Raw genomic sequence first — 20,528 nt, 5'->3', positions numbered from 1 at the left:
AGCAGCCCGTGTCGTCGTCGTTCCGAGGGTGGGCTTGGGCCGACAACAACTGTGACAATGATGTGGCGGTACCGCCATATTCAATCCCCGGCGACACACACGTTCCTCGGCACCACCACAGAACACCTCCGAGGTCAGACCAGGCGCTGATCGCCATCTACGTGAAGCACCGTTCCTGAGATCAAACCGTTGCGCATGCCGCAACCCGGCGCAGGCCCGGTGGGCCGGCGAGTGCTACGACGCTTTCGTCGCTGCCCTCGGCCACCGTCTCTTCATGGGGCCCAAGCTGAGGCAGGAGATTTCAGAGGACGTTTCAAAGCAGCGACGTGCCGGCATAGTTTAGACACCAACGCAGCGGCGAAGGCGGCCGGATATCATCCTCCAATGGAGGGCCTGGACGAACAACACCTTCCCGGAATGCGCGACATGCAAGCGCACAAGCGCTGGCGGCCTCCATCATAAAGCAGGTGCGATAGAAACTGCCCCCATTACCTTCCCGCTACCCCTTGGTTTGGGCTAGTACCCGGTCATCTCCAGGTAACCCCTGCCACTGACACTGCCCTCGAAGGAGATCGGGCCTTCCCAGTACGGGACGGACGTTGACATCCACGCATGGTCGTTCAGAGGCTGGGTGGTGACGTCAAAGCCGCGACTGGGAACCTGGACGTTCCAAGAAACAGGAATTTGACGCCCTGCGACTTTGGCGGTTCGCACGGGAACGATCTTGAGAGCTGCCGCTGGTAAAGGGTCCGGTCGCCCGTCGGCGGTGATCCAGGTAGCCGAGGTAAATCCCTCTCCATCATTTCGGAGACGGAAGCCCATGAGCTTCTCGCCTGTATCGAGATGTAGCGAGAACCAGTCCCAACCGGTCTGGTCTTCCGCAAGCGGCTGTGACGACCATTCGCGGTCAAGCCAAGCCTTCCCCGTCACCTCTACATTCCCGGCCGGTAGCGAAAGCGAGCCGGTCACCACATAGAACGGTTGCGAATAGTAGTAGCTGGCCTGTCCCTTCGCTGATTTCAGCGAATAGCCGTTATCGCCCTGTGGCACCAGCGGGCCTGTGGCCATTAGGCGGAGTTTGTAGCCGAATTCCTCTGTGGTCGCAGTCAGGCTGAGGTCGGCCAGTTGATCCGCTCCCGGGGCGGCATGTCCCTTCATCTGCCAGTCATCGATCCAGGCCGAGAACGGCGCCGCGACAACCCCAGCCTGCCCCACTCCCCCGCGTGAAATACGTTCTGCGACGAAGTGGTCGTGTGAAGTGGTGACGGCTGCGTGACCCATCCAGAGCTGTGGGCTCGACCACTCGTTGGCCTCACCCGGAGCAAGCGCTGACCGGAAAAGGGTCCACTGCGCTCCGTATTTGGTTCCGTCGGGGGCTTCAAGATTGGCCGTTAGATACCACCACTCTATCCGGAAGTCCGGATGTGGGCCGTGGTCGGCGGGGAAACGGAACGGTAGGCCTGGCTTCGGCACCGAAAACCCTTCGGCCGGCGAGCCAAGGTCACCAAAACCCTCGGAGGCCGCTTGGCTCCCGGACAAGCTGGCCATGGTCGTCAGCGCAAAAGCGATCACAGTCGATCTAACGCTCATTGGCAAATACCTTCAAAAGTTCCGACGGTGCGAGTCCCGCCAGCCGGCGAAGCGGAATCAATACGGAAACGACCGCAGCGGCGAGCGCGACTAGACCGAGGCGAACCCACTCATAGGGAAAGATGGACATAGGCAGACGCCAGCCGAAGGCTTCGACGTTCACCACCGCCAGAAGCACCCACGCCAGCGCCAGGCCGAGTGGCAAAGCGGCAACAAATGTCGCCAGCCAGAGGACCAGCGTCCTTAGAATTTCAAGAAGAGCGAGATCACGTCTCGTAATCCCCAAGGCCCAAACGGGCGCAAGCTGCGGGAGCCGCATTTCTGAAAGCGTGAGGAGGCTCGAGAACATAGCCAACGCTGCAACCCCAAGCGTGAATATGCTCAACGCGCCAGTAACCGAGAATGTGCGATCGAAGATCCGCCGTGACTGTTCCTTCAGTGCCGCTTGATCGACGACGTTATCCGGTGGTAGTCCGAATTCGTCCGAGAGCCTCGATCGTAGGTCCGCAGCCTGATCAGGCTGGATCCGCAGACCGTAGCGCAGGCGCGAGACCTGCGGGTAGCGAGAGATCAGGGCGTCTATTCCGGTGATGACCTGGCCCTTTGGGTTTCCGTAGTCCGAATAGACACCGACAACCGCCGCCCTCCAGCCGCTCGCCAAATCCAGCTGATCGCCGATGCGGAGCCGCTCCCGCCTCCAGAACTGTTCGTTGACCAGCACCCCTTGACCAGACGCCACCCGATCCCACACGTCCGGCATGCCAACGATCAGGGGCCAGTGCTTCCTGTAGGTCGGATCGTCAACGACACCGAAGATCTGGATCGGCTGCCCCCGGATCTCGGCATCTACGCTGGAGATCGGCAACACCGATTCCACCTTCGTTGCGAGCCATGTCCTGAGCCTGTCTGCCTCGCCCTCGTTCCGGGCAGAAACGTAAAGCTCGGCGGCGAGACGTTGGTCGAGCCAGCCAACGAAGGTGAGCCGGAAGCTCGACACCATGGTTCCAACGCCAACGTTTGCCGCCAGCGCAAGAAGCAATGCCATGAGCGCAAGGGAAAGTCCGGGGAGCTGCTGCCGCGCGTCGGCCCAGAACCACGTGACCAGCGCACGCGACGACGCCCGCTGCATTAAGGTGAGGAATCCGGAGAGCACGGTGGGGAGAAGTAGCGACGCCCCGAGCAGAAGACAGCCAAGAACGCCAAAGCCCGCCTCGAGTCCTTCAGCCCACAGAAGAAGAGCTCCCGAGAGGGCTAGCAAAGCCGCTGCGGCCAGCACCTGAAACCGCCGCCCCGCTTGCCACGATCGCCCCCAGGTCTGGGGCTGGGCGGCCGCGAGCAAAGGCACCCTCGTCAAGCGCAACAGGCTCTGTGCCGACGAAACCAATGTTCCGGCCACCGCGATGGCAAAACCAGAAACCCACCACTCCGGACGCAGGGAAAGCGTGCCAGGCACGCTGGCTCCGTAGAGTCCTTCGAGGGTCGCGGCCACTCCGGGGAGCAGCAGCGACGCGACCAGATATCCGATCGCGACGCCGACCGCCCCGGCAAAAAGCGCGAAAAGGACAAGCTCGCCGAGCAGCAGAGCCGCAAGCGCACGCAACGAAACGCCAAGGCAGCGAAGCGTCCTGAAGGTCGGCCGCCGTTGTTCGAAGGCGAGACCGATCGTCGAGTACACGATGAACAGCCCCACCGCGAAGGCGAGAAAACCGAAGGCCGTCAAGTTGAGATGGAAGCTCTCGGTAAGATGCTCGACGTCGGTTTGTGCATTCGGCTCGCGAACTGAGAGCGTTGGAACAAGCTTTTCAAGCGGCTCCAGACCGGAACGTTGGTTTTCGGCGATCACAATCCGACTGAGTTCGCCCTCTCTTCTCAATAGCTTTTGGGCCAAGCCGATGTCGATGAAGGCGGCGCCGTCCAGCATGCGATCCGAAACACGCAGTGCGAGGTCCGTTTGTCCTCGCATTTTTTCCGCTGTACCGGGAGAGACGAACAGCATGCCCGGAGGCGTGATGAAGGAAAGCAAGTCTCCGGCATTTCCCAGGTCGACGATGTTAGTCTCGGCGGGCATCGTCAGTGGCTCGATGCCGATCACCCTTAACCGGGTGACTCCGAACCGATAGTCTCCCTCCAAAACTGGTGACACGTTCCAGCCCGCCCGTCTGAGCCGCACGAAGGCGGACTGAGGAATCGAGCTGCCGTTTGGAGAAACCAGGTTCGCCAACCCGTTCTGGTCAAGCACAACCGCGGCGCGGGTGTAGCTCGCGCGGGCTTCTGCGTTGATCGCCTGCACTCCGGACCACAGGGCCGTCGCCAGCGCCAGGCCGGACAAGAGAGCGCCGAGCTGCAGCGGTCGTCGTCGCCAGTGGGACAGAAGTGCCGTGGCTGCGGTCCACATCTTCATTCGATCGTCCCGGACCGCAGATGCACCTGCCGGTCGAGCCTATCCGCCAGCCTTTGCGAGTGTGTCACCAGGAGCAGTGTCGATCCGGTTTCCGTCGACAGCGAGAGCATCAGTTCCAGGACAGCGTCTCCGTTGGCCTCGTCCAGGTTTCCTGTGGGTTCGTCCGCCAAGACCAAGCCGGGACGCGCGGCAAGGGTTCGTCCAATCGCCACCCGCTGCTGCTGTCCGATGGAAAGCTGCTCGGGATATCTGGTGAGCAATGTCCCGATTCCGAGGCGCGCCACGAGTTCATCTTCCCACGGCGGATCGTGGCGTCCCGCGAGCTTGGCGTGGAAAGCGATGTTCGCGGCCACGTCTAGTGACGGGACAAGGTTGAACTGCTGAAATACGAGGCCGACTTCTGTCCGCCTGTAGGCAGCGCGTTCCCCGTCGTTCAGCTTGGAAATGTCTCGCCCCCCGATCGCGATCTCGCCTGAGTCCGGTCGCTCGAGGCCGGCTACGAGATGCAGGAGCGTGCTCTTTCCGCTACCGGACTCCCCCGTCAGGGCGACTCTGTCTCCCGCGCCGAGATCGAGATCGATCCCTCTCAAGACTTCAAGCCGCCCTTCGGCAGTCTCATAGGATTTCCTAAGATTGCGGAGAGCGATCACAGTAGCGGCCAAGATTAGGACGATTGCACATATTTAACTCTCCACAGCCGCTTGGAAAGGCCTACGGTGAGGAGATGCGAATACGGACGTCGAACGTCAGGCTCTTCGCAAAACGGCTCGTCTCCCGAAGGATATAAAGCTGTTTTTGGGGCCGTCTTAGCACCTTTCTGGGATGAGCTTGGAGCCCGAGCCCTGGAGAAGCGGGGGCCGATGCCCCATTTGAAAAAAGTCGGCGTCACATGGCGTCGCGCGAGTCCGGTGATTGCGAGCGTTGATACATCGTCAGCGCCCACTGCGTTCGGAGTACGTCCAGATACAAGATGTAAACGTCACCCTCGCTGCCCCTGACCTTGAAGTATCGGTAGTCGGCGCCATGCCACTGATCGAGGTTTTCGCCCACTTCGACCTGCCGGCCGTTGAGGTAGAATCGTCGGAGCTTTTCGACACCACCTTCGTCCACGAAGGTTTCGACCTGAACTTGCATGGCGCGCTCGCTGTTGTCTCGGCGGAAAGGCGGCGGACCGCGCCTCCTGCCACTCGGAGCGGGATCGTTCCTGGATAAATAGCTGAGGGTGGACAAGAAGAAAGGGTGCACGGCGCCCCTCGCCGCATGTCTTGGACGCTCTACGACTGCTGGGACGCCCTCCACCTGTTTTGCGCCGGGTTACGTGGGATGCCGCGATCGACATCAAACGGTGTGCCAACATCAATTGCAAGAGAGGCCATTCCGCCTATCTCACGAACGGTTCCGATCTGGAAAAAAGCCTTGCGACGTCTGCTGATCGTATCGATCCCGCGACCCGGCGAGTAAGGCCGGGGACAAGATAGAGGATCGCGGCCATCGTCACGACGCCAGTGAACCCATTGCGGCGAGGATCGCGCTCAGCACCGCCGCACAGCCATTGATCCCCCACGCCTCATCAACAGGCAATTCGGGGTCTACTCTGTCTGAAGCAGCAACCACGATCCCGTTCCGCACCCACTCCCGCCGTTGCGGGAAGACGATCGAGCCGATCAGCGAGAGGCGTTCTCCAGTCAGACATGCCCCATCGAGACCACAGTGGGCACGCCTTGCACTGAGCGAGAATGGCATCCAGGCGGGCTGCTATCCGGCCAGCGATAGCCTCGCACCTTCAGGTGATCCTTCATGTCGAATGGGCTGTTTTCCGCGAAGATGCAGGACCGCTGGCGGTGCCCACTTCCGGTCGCTGCGCGACTCCATCGATACGAGCCTTATGTGGGGGCAGTCATGCTCTCACGCTGAATAAATCGGCTGCGGATGACATTTCGCATCTTTGGCTTTTGCTCCGACCGGCCAATGGCTGCCAGCAAGAGTGCGACCGCCGCCTGCCCCATTTCCTCTACCGGCTGCTCGATTGTTGAAAGCGGCGGCGAGCAGAATGCGCAAACGGGCGAACCGTCGAAGGAGACGATAGAGAGGTCGCCCGGGATCGTCAGGCCAAGACGTTGCATCCGGCTCATGAAGGAAATTGCCATATCGTCGCTGGTCGCGATTACCGCGCTCGGTTTATCCGCAAGATCAGCAAAATCACCAGCCGCTTGCACCCCGATGTCGAAACCTTGCTGATAATCCAGATTGCCGCCCGATCGGACCACGGCAGATTCTGACAATCCTGCTTCCTTCAACGCCTCAATGACGCCACTATAACGCTCGACGTCGTGATAGTTGCCCTTAGGGCCGGCAAGGTAGAGAAAACGGCGATGGCCAAGACGGATAAGGTGGGCGGTCACTTCCCGCACAGCCTCGCGGTCGTTCGTCACCACGCTCGGCAATCCCACATCGCTCATATCGAGCAGCAAGGAGACAATCGGCAGGCTGGCATTCGCAAGAGATCGTCCGTCGACCTCGGGCAGTTTCGACGATAGGATGATGGCGCCGCGAACGGTGCCGCCAAAGGCCAGATCGAGAATGTGCCGTTCCGACTCTACGTCACGGTCCAGGTTGGCAATCATCAGATTGTAGTCGTTCTGGATCAGAGCCTTGTTGATGCTTTGCAGCACCTGCGGGATGATCTGGGACACGCCGTAGTAGAGCGACCCCGGCAGAATGATCATGATGATGTTTGACTTGCCAACCCTCAAGCTGCGGGCCATGGCATTCGGTGTATAGCCCAGTTGCTTGGCGGCCGCATCGATCTTGCGGCGCGTCTTTTCATTGACTCGTCCAGGATTGGCGAGCGCGCGGCTGACTGTCGATATTGCCACGCCCGCCAGGCGAGCGACATCCGCCATCAAAGGTCCTGATTGCTCTTCCACCGGCATAGCTTTGTTTCTTTTCACTTTTTCACTCTCATCCCGATGCCTGTCGCGCCGAATGCTAAGGCACTCGCGATCATTTAGCAAACGATTGCCAAAAACCACTTGCATAAAAAAGCGACTTGTCTAGTATCTGAGCACGGCAAACGATTGCCAACCGCAGAGCATTGAAATCATTGTGAATTACTTGCTGCGGATACCAGTTCGGCAGCCGACCCCCTGTGCCTGGAGAGCGGATAGCGTCATGACCTCAACCGAACGGCTTCGCTTTGGTGTCGATCTCGTCACCTTTTTCCACACCGATTTCTGGGGCGTGGAGGATTATGACGGCATCGTCGCCTTAGCCCGTAGCGAGCCGCGCGCCTTCTGGGACAAGATTCTCGATGCCGTACAAGGCTCCGGCGTCACCGGCGTCGAACTCACCTTCTCGCCCTTCAACTGGCAGGATGCGACGAAGACCTACGGTTCGGTCGAAGCATTCGCCGCCGAACTGTCCAGGCGGGGGTTGACGCTGGCGAGCGGTTTCTTCGCAGAACTCGAGGCGGCCGGCGATTTCACCGAAGCCGGAGCCCAAGCCGCCATCATCGAAAAGGCCGAGAAATACGCCGAATTCCTCAAGGCCTGCGGCAGTGACATCATGGTCATCGGCGCGCCGCTGCGCCAGACGCTTGGCGCCCAGCCTGTACGGTTTTTCGATTTCGAGCAGGCGCGCAAGATCGCCGATTTTCTCAATCGGCTCGGCGCGGTTCTCCACGCCAAGGGTGTTCGGCTGGCGCTCCATACCGAAGCGCATTCGATCTTTGCCGCCGCGCGCGATGTCGACCTGCTGATGCTGCTGACGGACCCGGCCTATGTGCATATGTGCCCGGACACGGCGCATATCATCGTCGCCGGCTCCGATCCGCTGCAACTCGTCGATCGCCATCATGAGCGCGTCATCATTGCCCATTGGAAGGATGCGCTCGGCCCGATGCCGGCCGACACGCCGATCGACGAACATATCCATGATCGCCACCGTCCCTATTTCTGCGGCTTCGGTCTCGGCCGTGTCGATTGGCCGGGCTGGATCAGGCTCTTGCGCGACCGCGGCTACGAAGGTTGGGCCATTCTCGAGCTGGACGCCGCACCCGGCCCCGTCGACGACATCGCCAACGGGCTGACCCTCGTGCGGCAAGCACTTCTGCCGATCTATCGCTGATATCCATGAACCCAAGACCATAGCCCCGCCAAGAGGGCTTTCTCAAAGAGGTGGAACGATGAAAGACACGATGAAACTCTTCCTGCTGGGCACTGCGCTCTCGATAACCGTCGCCCCCGCTTATGCCGAAGACAAGCCAAAAGCCGAAGTGATGACCTCATGGACATCCGGCGGAGAAGCGGCGGCTCTTGATGTCATCAAGCGGGAGTTCGAAAAGCGTGGCGGGGTCTGGAAGGATTCCTCCATTGCGGGCTTCGGCGCAGCCGATGCCGCCTTCCAGAACCGCCTGGTTGCGGGTGATCCGCCCACCGCCAAACAGGCGGTCATCGGCCTTGCCAATGCCGATTTCGTCAATCAGGGCCTCCTGAACCCGATCGACGACGTCGCCGAAGCCGGCAAATGGACAAATGCCCTGCCGAAGTCGATCGCCGATCTCGTTTCCTACAACGGTAAGGTCTATCTTGCACCGACCGGTGCCCACGGCGAAAGCTGGGTATTCTATTCCAAGGAGGCCTTCGCCAAGGCGGGCGTAAGCGAGGAACCGAAGACCTGGGACGAATTCTTCACTGCCCTCGACAAGCTCAAGGCCGCCGGCGTGCAGCCGGTCGCCTGGGGTGGCCAATCCTGGCAGGAATCCAAGGTCTTCAATATGATCCTGCTCACCCAGGTCGGCATAGACGGCTTCCTGAAGATCTATGTCGACACGGACAAGGACGAGGTGTCGACCGAAGGCGTGAAAAAGACGCTCGATATTCTCGGAAAGCTGCGGGCCTATGTCGATGAAGGTGCACCTGGCCGCAACTGGAACGACGCCACCGCCATGGTCATCACCGGCAAGGCCGGCGTGCAGTTCATGGGCGACTGGGCCAAGGGCGAATTCATCGCCGCCGGCAAGGAGCTGGGCAAGGACTATGGCTGCATGCTCGCGCCGCAGTCGCCGGGCATGGTCTATGTCGCTGACGCCTTCTCCTTCCCGAAGATCGCTGACGCAGCCTCCCAGAAGGGCCAGACCCTGCTTGCCGAAATTGCCATGGACCCCACCGTGCAGGTCGAATTCTCGCTCAAGAAGGGTTCCGTGCCGATGCGCACCGACGTCGACCAGTCGAGCCTCGACGTCTGCGCCAAGAAGGGGCTGGAGCTGATGAGCGCAGGCAAGATCGTGCCGGACCAGGCGCTGATCCTTTCGCCGCAGCAGGCCGGCGCGCTCAACGACTACGTCGATGAGTTCTGGACCAACCCTTCCGAGGACAGCACCTCCGGCGCCGAGAAATTCTTCGCGATCTTCGAATAGGGCCACGTGGCAGGCCGATTGGAAAGAAGAACGCCGATCGGCCCTGCACATTCCGTTTGAGAAAGTTTGCTCATGCAAGCCAGGCGCAGACGTTCCCCTGCCGCGACCATCGCGCTCCTGCCGACATGGATCGCAGCGATCTTCATCTACATCGGCACCATGGTTTGGTCCGTGAGGCTGTCGTTCACGGATTCGACCATCTTTCCATCATCCAACTATGTGGGCTTTGCCCAATATGCCAAGCTGTTCCGGACGTCGAGATGGCTCGCATCCCTGGAAAATGTCTTAATTTTCGGCGTGCTCTATGTTGCTGGCTGTCTCGCCCTCGGCTTCGTGCTGGCGGCCTCGCTTGACCGCAAGGTGCGCTTCGAAGCGGTGTTCCGCACCATTTTCCTTTATCCCTATGCCATGTCCTTCGTGGTCACTGGCCTCGTCTGGCAATGGATGCTGAACCCGACCTTCGGCATTCAGGCAAGCGTCAGGGCGTTGGGCTGGCAGAGTTTCGTATTCGACTGGATCGTTAGTCGCGACATGGCGATCTATACCGTCGTCTTCGCCGGCGTCTGGCAAGGGGCCGGTCTCGTCATGGTGATTGCGCTCTCCGGCATGCGCGCCATCGGCGAAGAACAGTGGAAGGCCGCGCAAATCGACGGTATCCCAGTCTGGCGCATCTATCTGTCGATCGTGCTGCCGCAGCTCGGTCCCGCGCTTGCGGCATCGGGGATGCTACTCTCCATGGGCGTGATCAAGACCTATGACCTCGTCGTGGCGTTGACTGGCGGTGGGCCGGGCAATGCGACAGAGGTGCCGGCGAAATTCATCATGGACAATCTGTTCGAGCGTCAGAATCTCGGCCTGGCAAGCGCCGGCGCCACGGTGCTAGTGCTCTCCGTCATCATGGCCGTCGTCCCGTTTCGTTATGCGCTCTCCATGCGCGCCAGAAGAAGGGGGGCGCACTGATGGCCACTCTTCACGCCCGCGGGCCGAAACCCTCGCGGCTCACCATCGGCCGCATCGGACTATACGCCTTCCTGATCCTTGCGGCGCTGTTCTTCCTGCTGCCGCTCTACACGATGCTCGTCACCTCCTTGAAGACGATGGAGGAGATCCGTCAGGGGCGCATCTTCGCCGTGCCTGAAATCATCGGTTTCAACGCCTGGAAAACTGCCTGGTCGGGGGCCTGCATGGGCACGCAGTGCCTGGGCGTGCGCATCGGCTTCTGGAACTCGGTGAAAATCACCGTGCCGGCGGTCGTCATTTCCGTCTTCATCGGCGCGATCAACGGCTATGCGCTCTCCTTCTGGCGACCGAGAGGTTCCGGCCTGCTGTTCGGGCTTCTGATGGCCGGCGGCCTGATCCCCTATCAGATCTTCCTCTATCCGCTGGTGCGCCTGCTTGCCAATCTGAGCCTCTACAACTCCGTGGCGGGCGTCGTCCTCGTCCATGTCATTTTCGGCCTGCCCTTGGTCACGCTGCTGTTCCGCAACTATTTCATGGCGATCCCCGAAGAGCTCTGCAAAGCCGCTCGCGTCGACGGTGCCGGCTTCTGGCGCATCTTCCTCGAGATCATGCTGCCCATGTCGGTCCCGATGGTCGTCGTCGCCTCCATCTTCCAGTTCACCGGCATCTGGAACGACTTCCTGATCGGACTGGTCTTTGCCGGGCGGGACAATCTGCCGATGACGGTGCAGCTCAACAACATCGTCAACACGACCATGGGCGAGCGCGCCTACAATGTGAACATGGCCGCCACCATCCTGACCGCCGTCGTTCCGCTCGCCATCTATTTCTTCTCCGGCCGCTGGTTCGTGCGCGGCGTCGCCGCCGGCGCAGTCAAGGGATAATGTCATGCAGCCTGCCGTCTCCGTAAAGGACCTCAAGATCGCCTATGGCGATCACACCGTCATCGAAAAACTATCCATCGATATCGCGCCACGCGAATTCCTCGTGCTGCTTGGGCCGTCGGGTTGCGGAAAATCGACGCTACTGAACGCCATCGCGGGGCTACAGGACATTACCGACGGCGAGATGTGGATTTCCGGCAAAAATGTCACCTGGGACGAGCCGAAGGACCGCGGCATCGGCATGGTCTTCCAATCCTATGCACTTTATCCCCGCATGACGGTCCGCAAGAACCTGTCCTTCGGCCTGCGTGTCGCGGGCTTGCCAAAAGCCGAAATCGACGCGCGCATCGCCCGCACGGCTTCGCTTCTGCATCTCGACACGCTGCTCGACCGCCGGCCATCGGAGCTGTCCGGGGGCCAGCGCCAGCGCGTCGCGATCGGTCGCGCCCTGGTGCGGGAGGTGGACGTCTTCCTGTTCGACGAGCCACTCTCCAACCTTGACGCCAAGCTGCGCAACGAATTGCGCGTGGAGATCAAGAAGCTGCATCAGAGCCTCGGCAACACGATGATCTACGTGACGCACGACCAGGTCGAGGCGCTCACGCTTGCCGATCGCATCGCCGTCATGAAGGACGGCGTGATCCAGCAGTTCGCCACTCCGTCCGAAATCTACCATCGCCCGGCCAATCTTTTCGTCGCAGGCTTCATCGGCGCGCCAGCGATGAATTTCATCGAGGGCAGGATCGTCGTCGACACCGGCACGCCCATCTTCGAAAGCAACGGGCTGAAGATCAATCTTTCCGGCTATCCCTTGCTGACCTCGTTCAAGGCAGGCCCCGCCACGCTCGGCATCCGGCCGGAACATCTCGCGCCCGACGGCGCGGAAAGGGGGTGGCCGACCATTCCGGGCACCGTCTCCGTTGTCGAGCCGATGGGCGCGGACACGGTGATCTGGTTCGACTGGGCCGGCGACAGCCTGTCCAGCCGGGTGATGGGCGATGTGACTTTTGTACCGAACACGCGGATCGCGCCTGGTCTCGATATTGCCAAGGCCTCTCTTTTCGACGCCGACGGCGTCCGCCTCTAGCACCGCTTTCAGATCATACGGAAATTGCTCATGTCTCAGACTGTCTACGATGCGTTGGTGATCGGCTCCGGCGCAGCAGGCTCCTTCGCCGCCAAGGAATTGACGGCACAAGGCCTGTCGGTGCTGCTGCTCGAGGCAGGCCGTGCCGTGACGCACGATGACTTCGATCCTGCTCGCAAGAAAGCACCGGCCAGCAGCATCAATATCTGGGAGCGGGCGCGCGCGACGATTAAGGGGCAACCCATCCAGGCACGCGCGGCCTTCTTTACCGAACGCTTCAGCCATTTCTTCGTCAACGACCGGAAGAACCCCTATACGACGCCGAGGGATGCGCCGTTCCTGTGGATTCGGGGCCGTCAGGCTGGCGGGCGCCTGCACAGCTTCGGCCGTGTCTTGCTGCGCTGGACCGATGATGATTTCAAGATCAAGTCGCGAACCGGCAAGGGAGTCGACTGGCCCATTTCCTACGACGAGCTCGAACCCTACTACAGCGAAGTCGAATCCTGCCTTGGGCTCTATGGCAATGAGGACGGCGCGGAGACCTTGCCCGACGGCGTCTATGCGCACCCCGCGGGGCTGACGCCAGCCGAAGAGATCTTCAAGGCCGACGTGGAGGCCCGTTGGCCAGAGCGGCGCGTTGTCTCCTGGCGCTATGTCGCTCCCGACGCCGAGCGCACGCCGAAGCCCTTGCGGGAGGCGCAGGCGACCGGCCGCCTCACCATCCGCCATGACGCCATCGTACGCCGGATCACGACGGATGACGGAGGCGGCCAGGCGGCCGGTGCGGAATTCATCGACGCCGTGACGGGCAAAGTAGAGATTGCCCGCGCGGCACTGGTGGTGCTTTCGGCATCACCCATAGAAAGCGTCCGGCTGCTTCTCAATTCGGTATCCGCCAGACATCCCGAGGGACTGGGCAATCGCTCAGGCACGCTCGGGCGCTATTTTATGGACCAGCTTCCCTGTCTCGCCTTCGGCTCCTTCCAAAAGGCCAAAGGCTGGGCCCATGATGCTTCCGCACCGACCGATCCATTCTATAACCCCTCAGGGGGCATTTTCATTCCGCGTTTCGGCAAGAATGACGCCAGCCGCGGCGATTTCGATTTCCAAGGCAGCGTGGGGCGGGCACCGACACCGGACAATCAGCCGTCCCGGCTCGCTTTCTTCGGTTTCGGCCGCATGCTGCCCTATGCCGACAATCGCATCACGCTCGATATCAGGCGCAAGGACGCCTGGAACATTCCCGTTCCGCACATACGCTGCGCCATGCACGACGAGGAACATGCCCTGCTGGCGCAACAGGAAAAGACCATGATCGACCTGGTACATACCGTCGGGGGTGAACTGGAGTTCATCGGCTCCCCCGCAGGCCTCAGAGAAATGGGCCGCGGCGCCTTTCCCGATGCCGATCCGTTCAGCCGCTTCATGTTCCGCAGATGGTTCGGCAAGACCATGTGCATGGGAGCGGCGATCCACGAAACCGGCGGCGCGCGAATGGGGGACAGCCCAGAGAATTCGGTCCTCAATCCCTACAATCAGCTCTGGGATGCGCCAAATGTCATCGTCGCAGACGCCAGCGCCTTTCCCGGCAGCGGCATCGCCGGGACAACACTCACGGTCATGGCATTGACGATCCGCGCCTGCCGGAATCTCATTGACCAGCACCGAACAGGTCGCGTGTAGAAACTATTCCGCGACCAAAGTGCATCCGCCTTGAAGGATCTGAACCGCTGCCCCACCTTAATCGAACCGGCCGTCGCCCCTCGCGACATGGTGTTCAACGACTCGGTTGTTTTCACATCGACCAGAGAATCGAAAGGGGAGCTGCGTGCAACTTCTCTGCGAACGGGGTCACGCGATCATGATCGTGAAGCACCAGGCCACGGATAAAGCGCTCCCCAACGGCTTCCTGTAGTTGCCTCAATCCTTTGAAATCGTCCGATTTGACCGTGGCTGACGCTTTCACTTCAATTCCGACGATACGCCCGCGACGGTCCTCGATCACCACGTCCACCTCGTCCTGATCCTTGGTGCGGTAGTGCGAGAAGGTTAGTCGTCGCTCCGACCAGGACGCGAGTTTCAGAAGCTCGGAAACCACGAAGCTTTCCAGAAGTGCGCCAAACCTGGTTCTGTCGCGTCGCAGAGTTTCCAGATGGTCTTCCCGTAGGCTTGCGAGAAGGCCGGTATCGACAAAGTGGAGCTTTGGGGTTTTCACGAGCCGGCTGAGGCGGTTGTTCGACCACGGCGCGATAGTCCGCACCAGAAAGAGCCGCTCAAGGATGGCCACATATTTCTGGGCCGTCACGCTCGACAATCCGAGCGCCGATCCGAAGCTGCTGTGGTTCACCAGTTGCCCAGAATGTTCAGCAAGAACGTCAAGCAATCGCGGTAGCCTCTCAAGCTGGTCGATGTTGGCGATATCCCGGACGTCACGATCGAGAATGAGAGACACGTAGTCCTCAAGCCATGCCGTCCGGCGCGCCGGTGTCGATCGGCGTAGAACTTCCGGATAGCCGCCCTTGAGGACGACATTCGTCAAATCATCCCCAAACACGGCCCCTTCACTGATCGTTGGCTCATCGCCAGCAAACAAGCGATCAAGCAACCGCCCAGGCGTCGAGAGGATTTCGGATTGTGCAAATGGAAGCAGCGAAACGACTGCCATTCGTCCCGCCAGGGAATCGGCAATAGCTGGCACCGTTGCAAGGTTGGCAGATCCAGTCAGCAAGAACCGGCCGGGCTTTTCGTCACGATCCACACTCTCCTTGATGGCAAGCATCAGATCAGGAGCACGTTGGACTTCGTCTATGACAGCGCGGTCGATACCGCGAATGAAGCCGGTTGGATCGGACTTCGCGGCGTTCAGCGTACCAGCGTCGTCCAGCGTGATGTAAGGCCGATTGCCATCGGCAAACTGACGTGCGAGCGTCGTCTTCCCCGCTTGACGCGGGCCTGATATGAGAACGACGCGTGTATCGGCCAGCGCGGTTTCCACAATGGGCCGGGCTTTTCTTTCGATGTAAGGTTTTGCCGCTGGATTGGTCTTCATCCGACCATTTTTAATTCATATTCCGTCTATTTTAAAGTAGAAAAGCGACCAGTTTGAATTTACCGGCGCTCAGCCCGATGCACAACACCACGACATCGACGGCAATCCGGTTGGCCCCGTTAGTGATGACGACAGGTTGGCAGCACAAACGACGGTTCTCAGCTTGAGGGCCAATTCGAACCCGGCGCCGACCCCAGCCGCGGCCGACCATCGATACGCCAAAGTCGAGCCTCATCCGAGCCGGCATCTTCGGCCGGAACCGTGTTATGTCGCGCCAATCAGGCGGGCTTGAAGAAGATCGAGCTTTACGCGTCCGTAGATCCGGCGCTTTGCCGGCTTGAGCTTGGTAGTCTGCCCCTCGGTTTGTCCATTGGACCATGGTGAGACGATCGCTGCCCAGACTGCCTGTACATCTTTCGCCACGCCATTGCCAAAGGAGGAAACAGACTGTCGCGGGCACGATCGATCCACGACACGAGCTGGCTTTCTGCCTTGCGCCGGATCATCAGATGGAAGTCGGGCGGTCCTTGACGCGACCTGGGATATCCGCAATTTACCTCAGTCATCTCTGGAGCCTGAGGTACATTCGGTCGGGATGGTGAAATGCTTCCCTCGGCGAATATTTTCGAGAAATGCACTGGCTTTGCGGGATTGTAGCCAATTGCAAAAGCCATAGCCTTTGGCATACGCAGGATTTTCGACAGCTCGCCAATTCCGTGCATATTGAACTGCAAAACCATGTACCCCCCAGTCTCGGAACTGGTCGACATGTGTGAGTTCATGCGCCCAAGCGGAGACGTTAGCGGCCGCCTTAGCTTCGCGAAACACAACTACGTCGATCAGCGTGACCGCGTCTGCAAAGCCTCCCTCTAGCAGGAGAGCAAGGTTTAGAGAGCCGCCGTTGCCGATCTTGTACCGGACACGGTTCATCGAGTCTTCGGTCGCGTAGCCGGTCAGTTGCTGCCGAATATAGGGAGGGATCGGCATTGATCCGCTGATCGCGTTGTTGCGACTCCTCACAATAGCTTTTTCCAGCATTGGCCCAGTCAGAACATCGGCTTGCAGCTCATTGAGAGCGGCGGCGATGCTATTAATGGTGTTCGTGACAGCATTCGATGAGTCTGGAATGCCTAAATCCATCAGCACAGGACCACCGCTGTCCACATGGTTATGCTTTGAGGTGAAACTTGGGCTAGCAGTCCCCTCGCGGGCAAACGTGTTCGACGACGGCACGAGCGTCCAGAACAAGATCGCGATAGAGAAGATGATGGAAAGGCCGAGTTGGGAAATTGTCGCGGTTGTGAATCGGTCAAATGGCATAACCAGGTCCCTCGGCCGATATCCTATCATACCGACTGAATAGCTAAAATAAGCAAGATCGACGCCAAAGCGCTCGAGGAGGCGCAGTTGAAGCCGCATTAGGACTTCGCGACGCACAATCCTTCGTCCAACTGATTACCGCGCAATTGCTTGGCATATCGCGTGCGATATCCAACATTCTCGGCAGCGACGCGGCGCGGGATTTGCGGCGGCTGCTCATCATTGGAGCCACGACCGTCGTCCGCTGGGCGAGGCGACGCGGCGCGCCGGCGGTACCTGGCTGGCAAGAATGCTTCTGACGAAACCGCCAAAGCTGATTGCTGTCGCTCTGACCAGCAAATTGGCGCGTATCGCCTGGGCTCTCATGGCCCGCGGGGGCGTCTACGAAGCTCCGGCCCCTGGCCCTGCCTGACGCAGCAGCCAGAAGTCGCGAGACGTCGGGAATGTGGTGAGGTCTAACGGAGGATTATGGGCAATCGGTCAGAGAACGGGATCGGATAAACCAGCAGTGGGATGAATGCTCAGAAGCACGCATAGCCGATTGGGATCCGACCCACGAACTCCATAAAGGCCCGCGGCGTCGCGATCGAGGCTGATTGAGCGCAAGGCGCGGCTCGATACGTGCTGGCATCGGGTCGAGCGGAAGTTTCGGTTGCGCTGGATCACAACGTCTACGCGGGCGCGAACGAATGGGCGCATCTGCGCGCGGCAATGGGTTGGAGCGCGGAGGTGTGGCGATGTATTATCGTCACGAAATGTAAACGAGAGTTGTTTTGCTTGAGAGCCTCGATGGTGAGGCGTATTGTCCGCGCGTTGCCCGCTCTAGGGCACTGCTCATCAATCTGGGCCCCGCCCTTGTGGGGCTCTTTTTTTTCAGCTCGCTCCTCGCGACTCGGCAATATCATCCGGCAAGATGCGAAGCCGAAGCTCAGGCGCAGCTATGACAAGGGCTGCCCGGGCGTCGGCTGCCTCCACGTGAAATTCAAGAGATTCCATCGAGGTCATAAGTGCACGATGGAACGACGGCGCATTCGACCAACTCCATTGGTGGCTCAGGAGCATGGCGGCGAGATCTCCGACTGTATCAGCGTGTCGATAGCGGCCGGTGTTGCCTTCAAATTCGACATCTATCGGGCTGATATAAACGGGGACCTCGCCAGCCACGCCCCTAATCTCCCTTGGCAATCTTATAAATTAGTAAATTGCCGAGCGATCCGTTTTGTCCAGTGCAATTAGCTGACTGAGCGCTTGACTGCCCCACAGAAAAGAACAAAATAGGAACATTCTGATTGATGGCTCGCGGACTGGTGTCCGATGGAGGCCGTCGTCACGCAAGAATGGAGGTCCTTACTTATGCTGATGCGTCTTCCAAAGCGGACCACGGATGCAGAAACAGCTTTTAACGATTGGTGGACTGCGCAGTCCAAGGAATTCAAGGGAAGCCATGACAAGGGCGATCTGCAGCGAGGCTTCAAGGCGGGGTTTGCGGCCGGTCGTAGGAAGAAGGTTCGCCGCTTTACCTTCACGGCGGGGAAAATGAGGGTTACGGTGTGGGCCGCGAACCAAGGAACGGCAAAGGCGCTGGCATCTCAGGAAGCAGACAGGAGAGCAGCCGCGGTTGGGATTTCCCCACCACGAGCCGGTTGGACACTGCGTTTGGTCGCGAGCGCCGGACCATGAGCAGCGGCAGGCAGGAAGCAGCGGATATCGCTGAAGCGCTTGGGAACCATTTCAAGGAGCAGGTCGCCGACACTGAACGAGCAGCAGCCTAAAGCGAAGATTGTCTGTTGGTAGCTTGCGCTCCTCTGTCCTCGGCGGGGCTGTGCGTCGTGGTCAGTAGCGTCGTTTTGCCGATGCTCAAGAAACCCACCCGATCTCTTGATCGGACAATCAATCGACAGAGGATGGGTCGTGCAAAGTTTGAGTTGACCGTTTTCGATGGCAAGGCGACACTTGCAACCTCCAGCAAGGCAGGAGGACAAAATGATGGACGAGCCAGACCGCTGGCGCCACATGGCAAGCGCGCCGAAAGACGGAAGTCGGATCCTCGTCACGATCTACCCGTCCGAACAGGGGCCGGCAGCCGTTGACCTCGCGTATTGGTCGAATGGCGATCAGTTCGGTGCAGAAGGCTGGCGCGCCTCTGATTCCTCACCGGGCCGCATCATTGGATACGCCGAGCCGGAATTGAAGTGCTGGATGCCGATGCCCTCGGCCAATCTCAATCGCACTTCGATGCCCTCACCCTGGGAAGGCGACGACGCCCTGCAGCTCGACGGGTCAGGAATTTAAGAACTCGCGCCGCTTGCTTGCCTCTCTGTTCCCGAGGCACTGACGCCAAGCGCGATCAAGGCGCTGCGCGAGAAAAATCATATGAGTCAGCCAGTTTTGCGGCATTAGGTAGCAAAGACCACCAAAATCGGCTTATTCAATTGAATCAAAGGAGTATTCCGGCAGTATTTTCGAAACATGCCACAGCCGTTGCCGCCCGGCGGAAACAAAGCCCTATTTCGCAAACAGGAAGGTTAGGACAACACGGAAGCCCAGCCATCCGGGCCGCCTTCAGGAGCTCGACCCAGTAGCGTGCAGCCGCGGCAAGACTGACTGGTTGTTCGCCGAACTTCAGGACTTCGAAACTTGGAAGTTTACTGGGACGGACCATTCGTTGTGCTCCCAGTCGTACGTACTCTCGGTGTTCAGCGTGAAGGTCCAGGCTTCCGGAGTCGTGTAGGCGACGAAGGGTTGCAGGAATGTGGAACGGATGTCGTCCCTGTTGTTCTGGCCCGCAAACGACCAGATATGGTTTGCCAGCATTCCGTAGGTCCAGGGGCCCTCCTGCTTGAGGGCAACGGCCGTCGGACCGGCACCCCACTTGCCGCTGCCCAAAAACTCATCGGTGGCCGTTGGCAGCAGGAAGACCGGGCCCTGACCTCAGATCAGACCGTCGGGACCGGGTTGCTTGGGCGAGAAGAACAGGCTCTGCGTAATGTCGCCAAGCCCGAACTGATGCCCTGAATCGCCCGCAACATCGTTTTGCCAGATGACCGGCGCGATCGTGCGGGACATCAGGTTCCAATCCTACTGGCCCCTTGCCTGCGGTACGCTAATAGCATACCGTGGATGTGACGAGAAGGAGGCTTCTGCGATGGCGACGGTCGAGAAGATTACCATTGCACTGACATCTGAGATGGCGGGATTTGTGCGAAGCGCGGTCGATGCTGGCGAATATGCATCGACTAGCGAAGCCATCCGCGACGCCGTGCGTGAGTGGAAGGAACGACGGGATTTGCTTGGTTATACAGTCGAGGATCTGCGAGCGCTTGTTCAGGAGGGCATCGACAGCGGTCCAAGTTCGCGCTCGACGATGGCAGAGGTGAAAGCTGCCGCGCGCCATCGCTTTGAATCTCCACGACACGAACGCTAACTGTGCTTTCGATTGTCCGCACGGATCGTGCCGATGAAGACCTAATCGAAATCTGGTCCTACATTGCTGTTGAAAACATAGTCGCAGCTGATCGAGTTCTCGATGCGATTGAGGCTCGCTGGCAGCATCTTGCACGACACCCTTACTCGGGAGTGGCGCGCGACGATATCGCACCGGGTATTCGGTATCTGGTCTCAGGCGAGTATCTAACTCTTTATCGGCTCACCGGCGGCGCGGTCGAAATCATCCGAGTGCTGCACGGGCGCCGAAAGATCTCCCCCCAAGTCGTTGTTTAAGGGCTGGCCTCGTAGCGGCAAGCTTACCGGGGCACTTCAGCTCAAACACTGAGCCGCGCGGATCAACTCGCATCTCCGTCCTGAATGACGTCGCCTGGAGT

Annotated in this window: 17 protein-coding genes and 4 pseudogenes; 11 read left to right on the top strand and 10 right to left on the bottom strand. The window is 59.8% G+C overall.

The features are described 5' to 3' along the window. Positions 1 to 205: 205 nt before the first annotated feature. A pseudogene (locus PMI09_RS31915) lies at positions 206 to 343 on the top strand (CopG family transcriptional regulator); the annotation flags it as partial. A gap of 173 nt (positions 344 to 516) precedes the next feature. Here the strand turns inward: PMI09_RS31915 and PMI09_RS00815 are convergent. The 5 genes from PMI09_RS00815 to PMI09_RS00795 form a co-directional block, all read right to left on the bottom strand. Further along, positions 517 to 1,590, bottom strand: a complete 1,074-nt coding sequence (locus PMI09_RS00815; protein ID WP_007787898.1) for a lipocalin-like domain-containing protein — start codon at positions 1,588 to 1,590, stop codon at positions 517 to 519. Beyond that, complete coding sequence (locus PMI09_RS00810; protein WP_007787897.1) at positions 1,580 to 3,991, bottom strand: ABC transporter permease; 2,412 nt, start codon at positions 3,989 to 3,991, stop codon at positions 1,580 to 1,582. Before PMI09_RS00810 ends, PMI09_RS00815 begins: the two co-directional genes overlap by 11 nt. Continuing rightward, positions 3,988 to 4,641, bottom strand: a complete 654-nt coding sequence (locus PMI09_RS00805; RefSeq protein ID WP_007787896.1) for an ABC transporter ATP-binding protein — start codon at positions 4,639 to 4,641, stop codon at positions 3,988 to 3,990. The genes PMI09_RS00810 and PMI09_RS00805 overlap by 4 nt, the downstream gene beginning before the upstream one ends. A 235-nt stretch (positions 4,642 to 4,876) precedes the next feature. Beyond that, positions 4,877 to 5,125: a hypothetical protein gene (locus PMI09_RS00800; protein ID WP_007787895.1), complete on the bottom strand. Its 249-nt coding sequence runs from the start codon at positions 5,123 to 5,125 to the stop codon at positions 4,877 to 4,879. 749 nt (positions 5,126 to 5,874) lie between these two features. After that, a complete protein-coding gene (locus PMI09_RS00795; RefSeq protein ID WP_443216154.1) occupies positions 5,875 to 6,924 on the bottom strand; it encodes a LacI family DNA-binding transcriptional regulator in 1,050 nt (349 codons plus the stop codon). Between the two features lie 238 nt (positions 6,925 to 7,162). On the opposite strand from PMI09_RS00795, the gene PMI09_RS00790 reads away from it, so the two are divergent. From PMI09_RS00790 to PMI09_RS00765, 6 genes are all read left to right on the top strand, one after another. Further along, positions 7,163 to 8,116, top strand: a complete 954-nt coding sequence (locus PMI09_RS00790; protein ID WP_007787889.1) for a sugar phosphate isomerase/epimerase family protein — start codon at positions 7,163 to 7,165, stop codon at positions 8,114 to 8,116. Between the two features lie 58 nt (positions 8,117 to 8,174). Beyond that, a complete protein-coding gene (locus PMI09_RS00785; protein WP_007787886.1) occupies positions 8,175 to 9,407 on the top strand; it encodes an ABC transporter substrate-binding protein in 1,233 nt (410 codons plus the stop codon). A gap of 72 nt (positions 9,408 to 9,479) precedes the next feature. Then, entirely contained in the window at positions 9,480 to 10,367 is an 888-nt protein-coding gene (locus tag PMI09_RS00780; protein WP_007787883.1) for a carbohydrate ABC transporter permease, read from the top strand. Continuing rightward, positions 10,367 to 11,251 (top strand): carbohydrate ABC transporter permease, encoded by an 885-nt coding sequence (locus PMI09_RS00775; protein WP_007787881.1) that lies wholly within the window; start codon positions 10,367 to 10,369, stop codon positions 11,249 to 11,251. The genes PMI09_RS00780 and PMI09_RS00775 overlap by 1 nt, the downstream gene beginning before the upstream one ends. Before the next feature lie 4 nt (positions 11,252 to 11,255). After that, on the top strand, positions 11,256 to 12,338 hold the full coding sequence (locus PMI09_RS00770) for an ABC transporter ATP-binding protein (protein WP_007787879.1): 1,083 nt from the start codon (positions 11,256 to 11,258) through the stop codon (positions 12,336 to 12,338). A 30-nt stretch (positions 12,339 to 12,368) separates the two neighbouring features. Then, positions 12,369 to 14,021: a GMC oxidoreductase gene (locus PMI09_RS00765; protein ID WP_007787877.1), complete on the top strand. Its 1,653-nt coding sequence runs from the start codon at positions 12,369 to 12,371 to the stop codon at positions 14,019 to 14,021. A 112-nt stretch (positions 14,022 to 14,133) separates the two neighbouring features. Here PMI09_RS00765 and PMI09_RS00760 read toward each other — a convergent pair whose 3' ends face one another. The 3 genes and pseudogenes from PMI09_RS00760 to PMI09_RS29645 all read right to left on the bottom strand — a co-directional run bounded on the left by PMI09_RS00760 (position 14,134) and on the right by PMI09_RS29645 (position 16,806). After that, positions 14,134 to 15,387: an ATP-binding protein gene (locus PMI09_RS00760; protein WP_007787875.1), complete on the bottom strand. Its 1,254-nt coding sequence runs from the start codon at positions 15,385 to 15,387 to the stop codon at positions 14,134 to 14,136. A gap of 264 nt (positions 15,388 to 15,651) precedes the next feature. Further along, positions 15,652 to 15,902 (bottom strand): annotated as a pseudogene (locus PMI09_RS30835) (transposase); the annotation flags it as partial. A gap of 43 nt (positions 15,903 to 15,945) precedes the next feature. Continuing rightward, entirely contained in the window at positions 15,946 to 16,806 is an 861-nt protein-coding gene (locus PMI09_RS29645; protein WP_052026487.1) for an eCIS core domain-containing protein, read from the bottom strand. 98 nt (positions 16,807 to 16,904) lie between these two features. Here PMI09_RS29645 and PMI09_RS31910 point away from each other — a divergent pair. After that, a pseudogene (locus PMI09_RS31910) lies at positions 16,905 to 17,119 on the top strand (IS110 family transposase); the annotation flags it as partial. 461 nt (positions 17,120 to 17,580) lie between these two features. Here the strand turns inward: PMI09_RS31910 and PMI09_RS32720 are convergent. Next, entirely contained in the window at positions 17,581 to 17,769 is a 189-nt protein-coding gene (locus tag PMI09_RS32720; RefSeq protein WP_244423703.1) for a DUF982 domain-containing protein, read from the bottom strand. Between the two features lie 924 nt (positions 17,770 to 18,693). Between PMI09_RS32720 and PMI09_RS00725 the strand changes: the two genes are divergently transcribed. Next, positions 18,694 to 18,999, top strand: a complete 306-nt coding sequence (locus tag PMI09_RS00725) for a hypothetical protein (protein WP_037081534.1) — start codon at positions 18,694 to 18,696, stop codon at positions 18,997 to 18,999. A gap of 213 nt (positions 19,000 to 19,212) precedes the next feature. Here the strand turns inward: PMI09_RS00725 and PMI09_RS00720 are convergent. Continuing rightward, positions 19,213 to 19,785: pseudogene (locus PMI09_RS00720) on the bottom strand (transporter); the annotation flags it as partial. Between the two features lie 67 nt (positions 19,786 to 19,852). Here PMI09_RS00720 and PMI09_RS00715 point away from each other — a divergent pair. Together PMI09_RS00715 and PMI09_RS00710 are read left to right on the top strand one after the other, a co-directional pair. Continuing rightward, positions 19,853 to 20,131, top strand: a complete 279-nt coding sequence (locus PMI09_RS00715) for a type II toxin-antitoxin system ParD family antitoxin (RefSeq protein ID WP_007787860.1) — start codon at positions 19,853 to 19,855, stop codon at positions 20,129 to 20,131. A 2-nt stretch (positions 20,132 to 20,133) separates the two neighbouring features. Then, complete coding sequence (locus PMI09_RS00710) at positions 20,134 to 20,427, top strand: type II toxin-antitoxin system RelE/ParE family toxin (protein ID WP_037081449.1); 294 nt, start codon at positions 20,134 to 20,136, stop codon at positions 20,425 to 20,427. The last annotated feature ends 101 nt before the right edge of the window (positions 20,428 to 20,528 follow it).

This window comes from Rhizobium sp. CF122, from assembly GCF_000282035.1.
In the GTDB taxonomy this organism is placed as follows: domain Bacteria; phylum Pseudomonadota; class Alphaproteobacteria; order Rhizobiales; family Rhizobiaceae; genus Rhizobium.
This window is presented reverse-complemented; position numbering and strand designations above follow the sequence as displayed.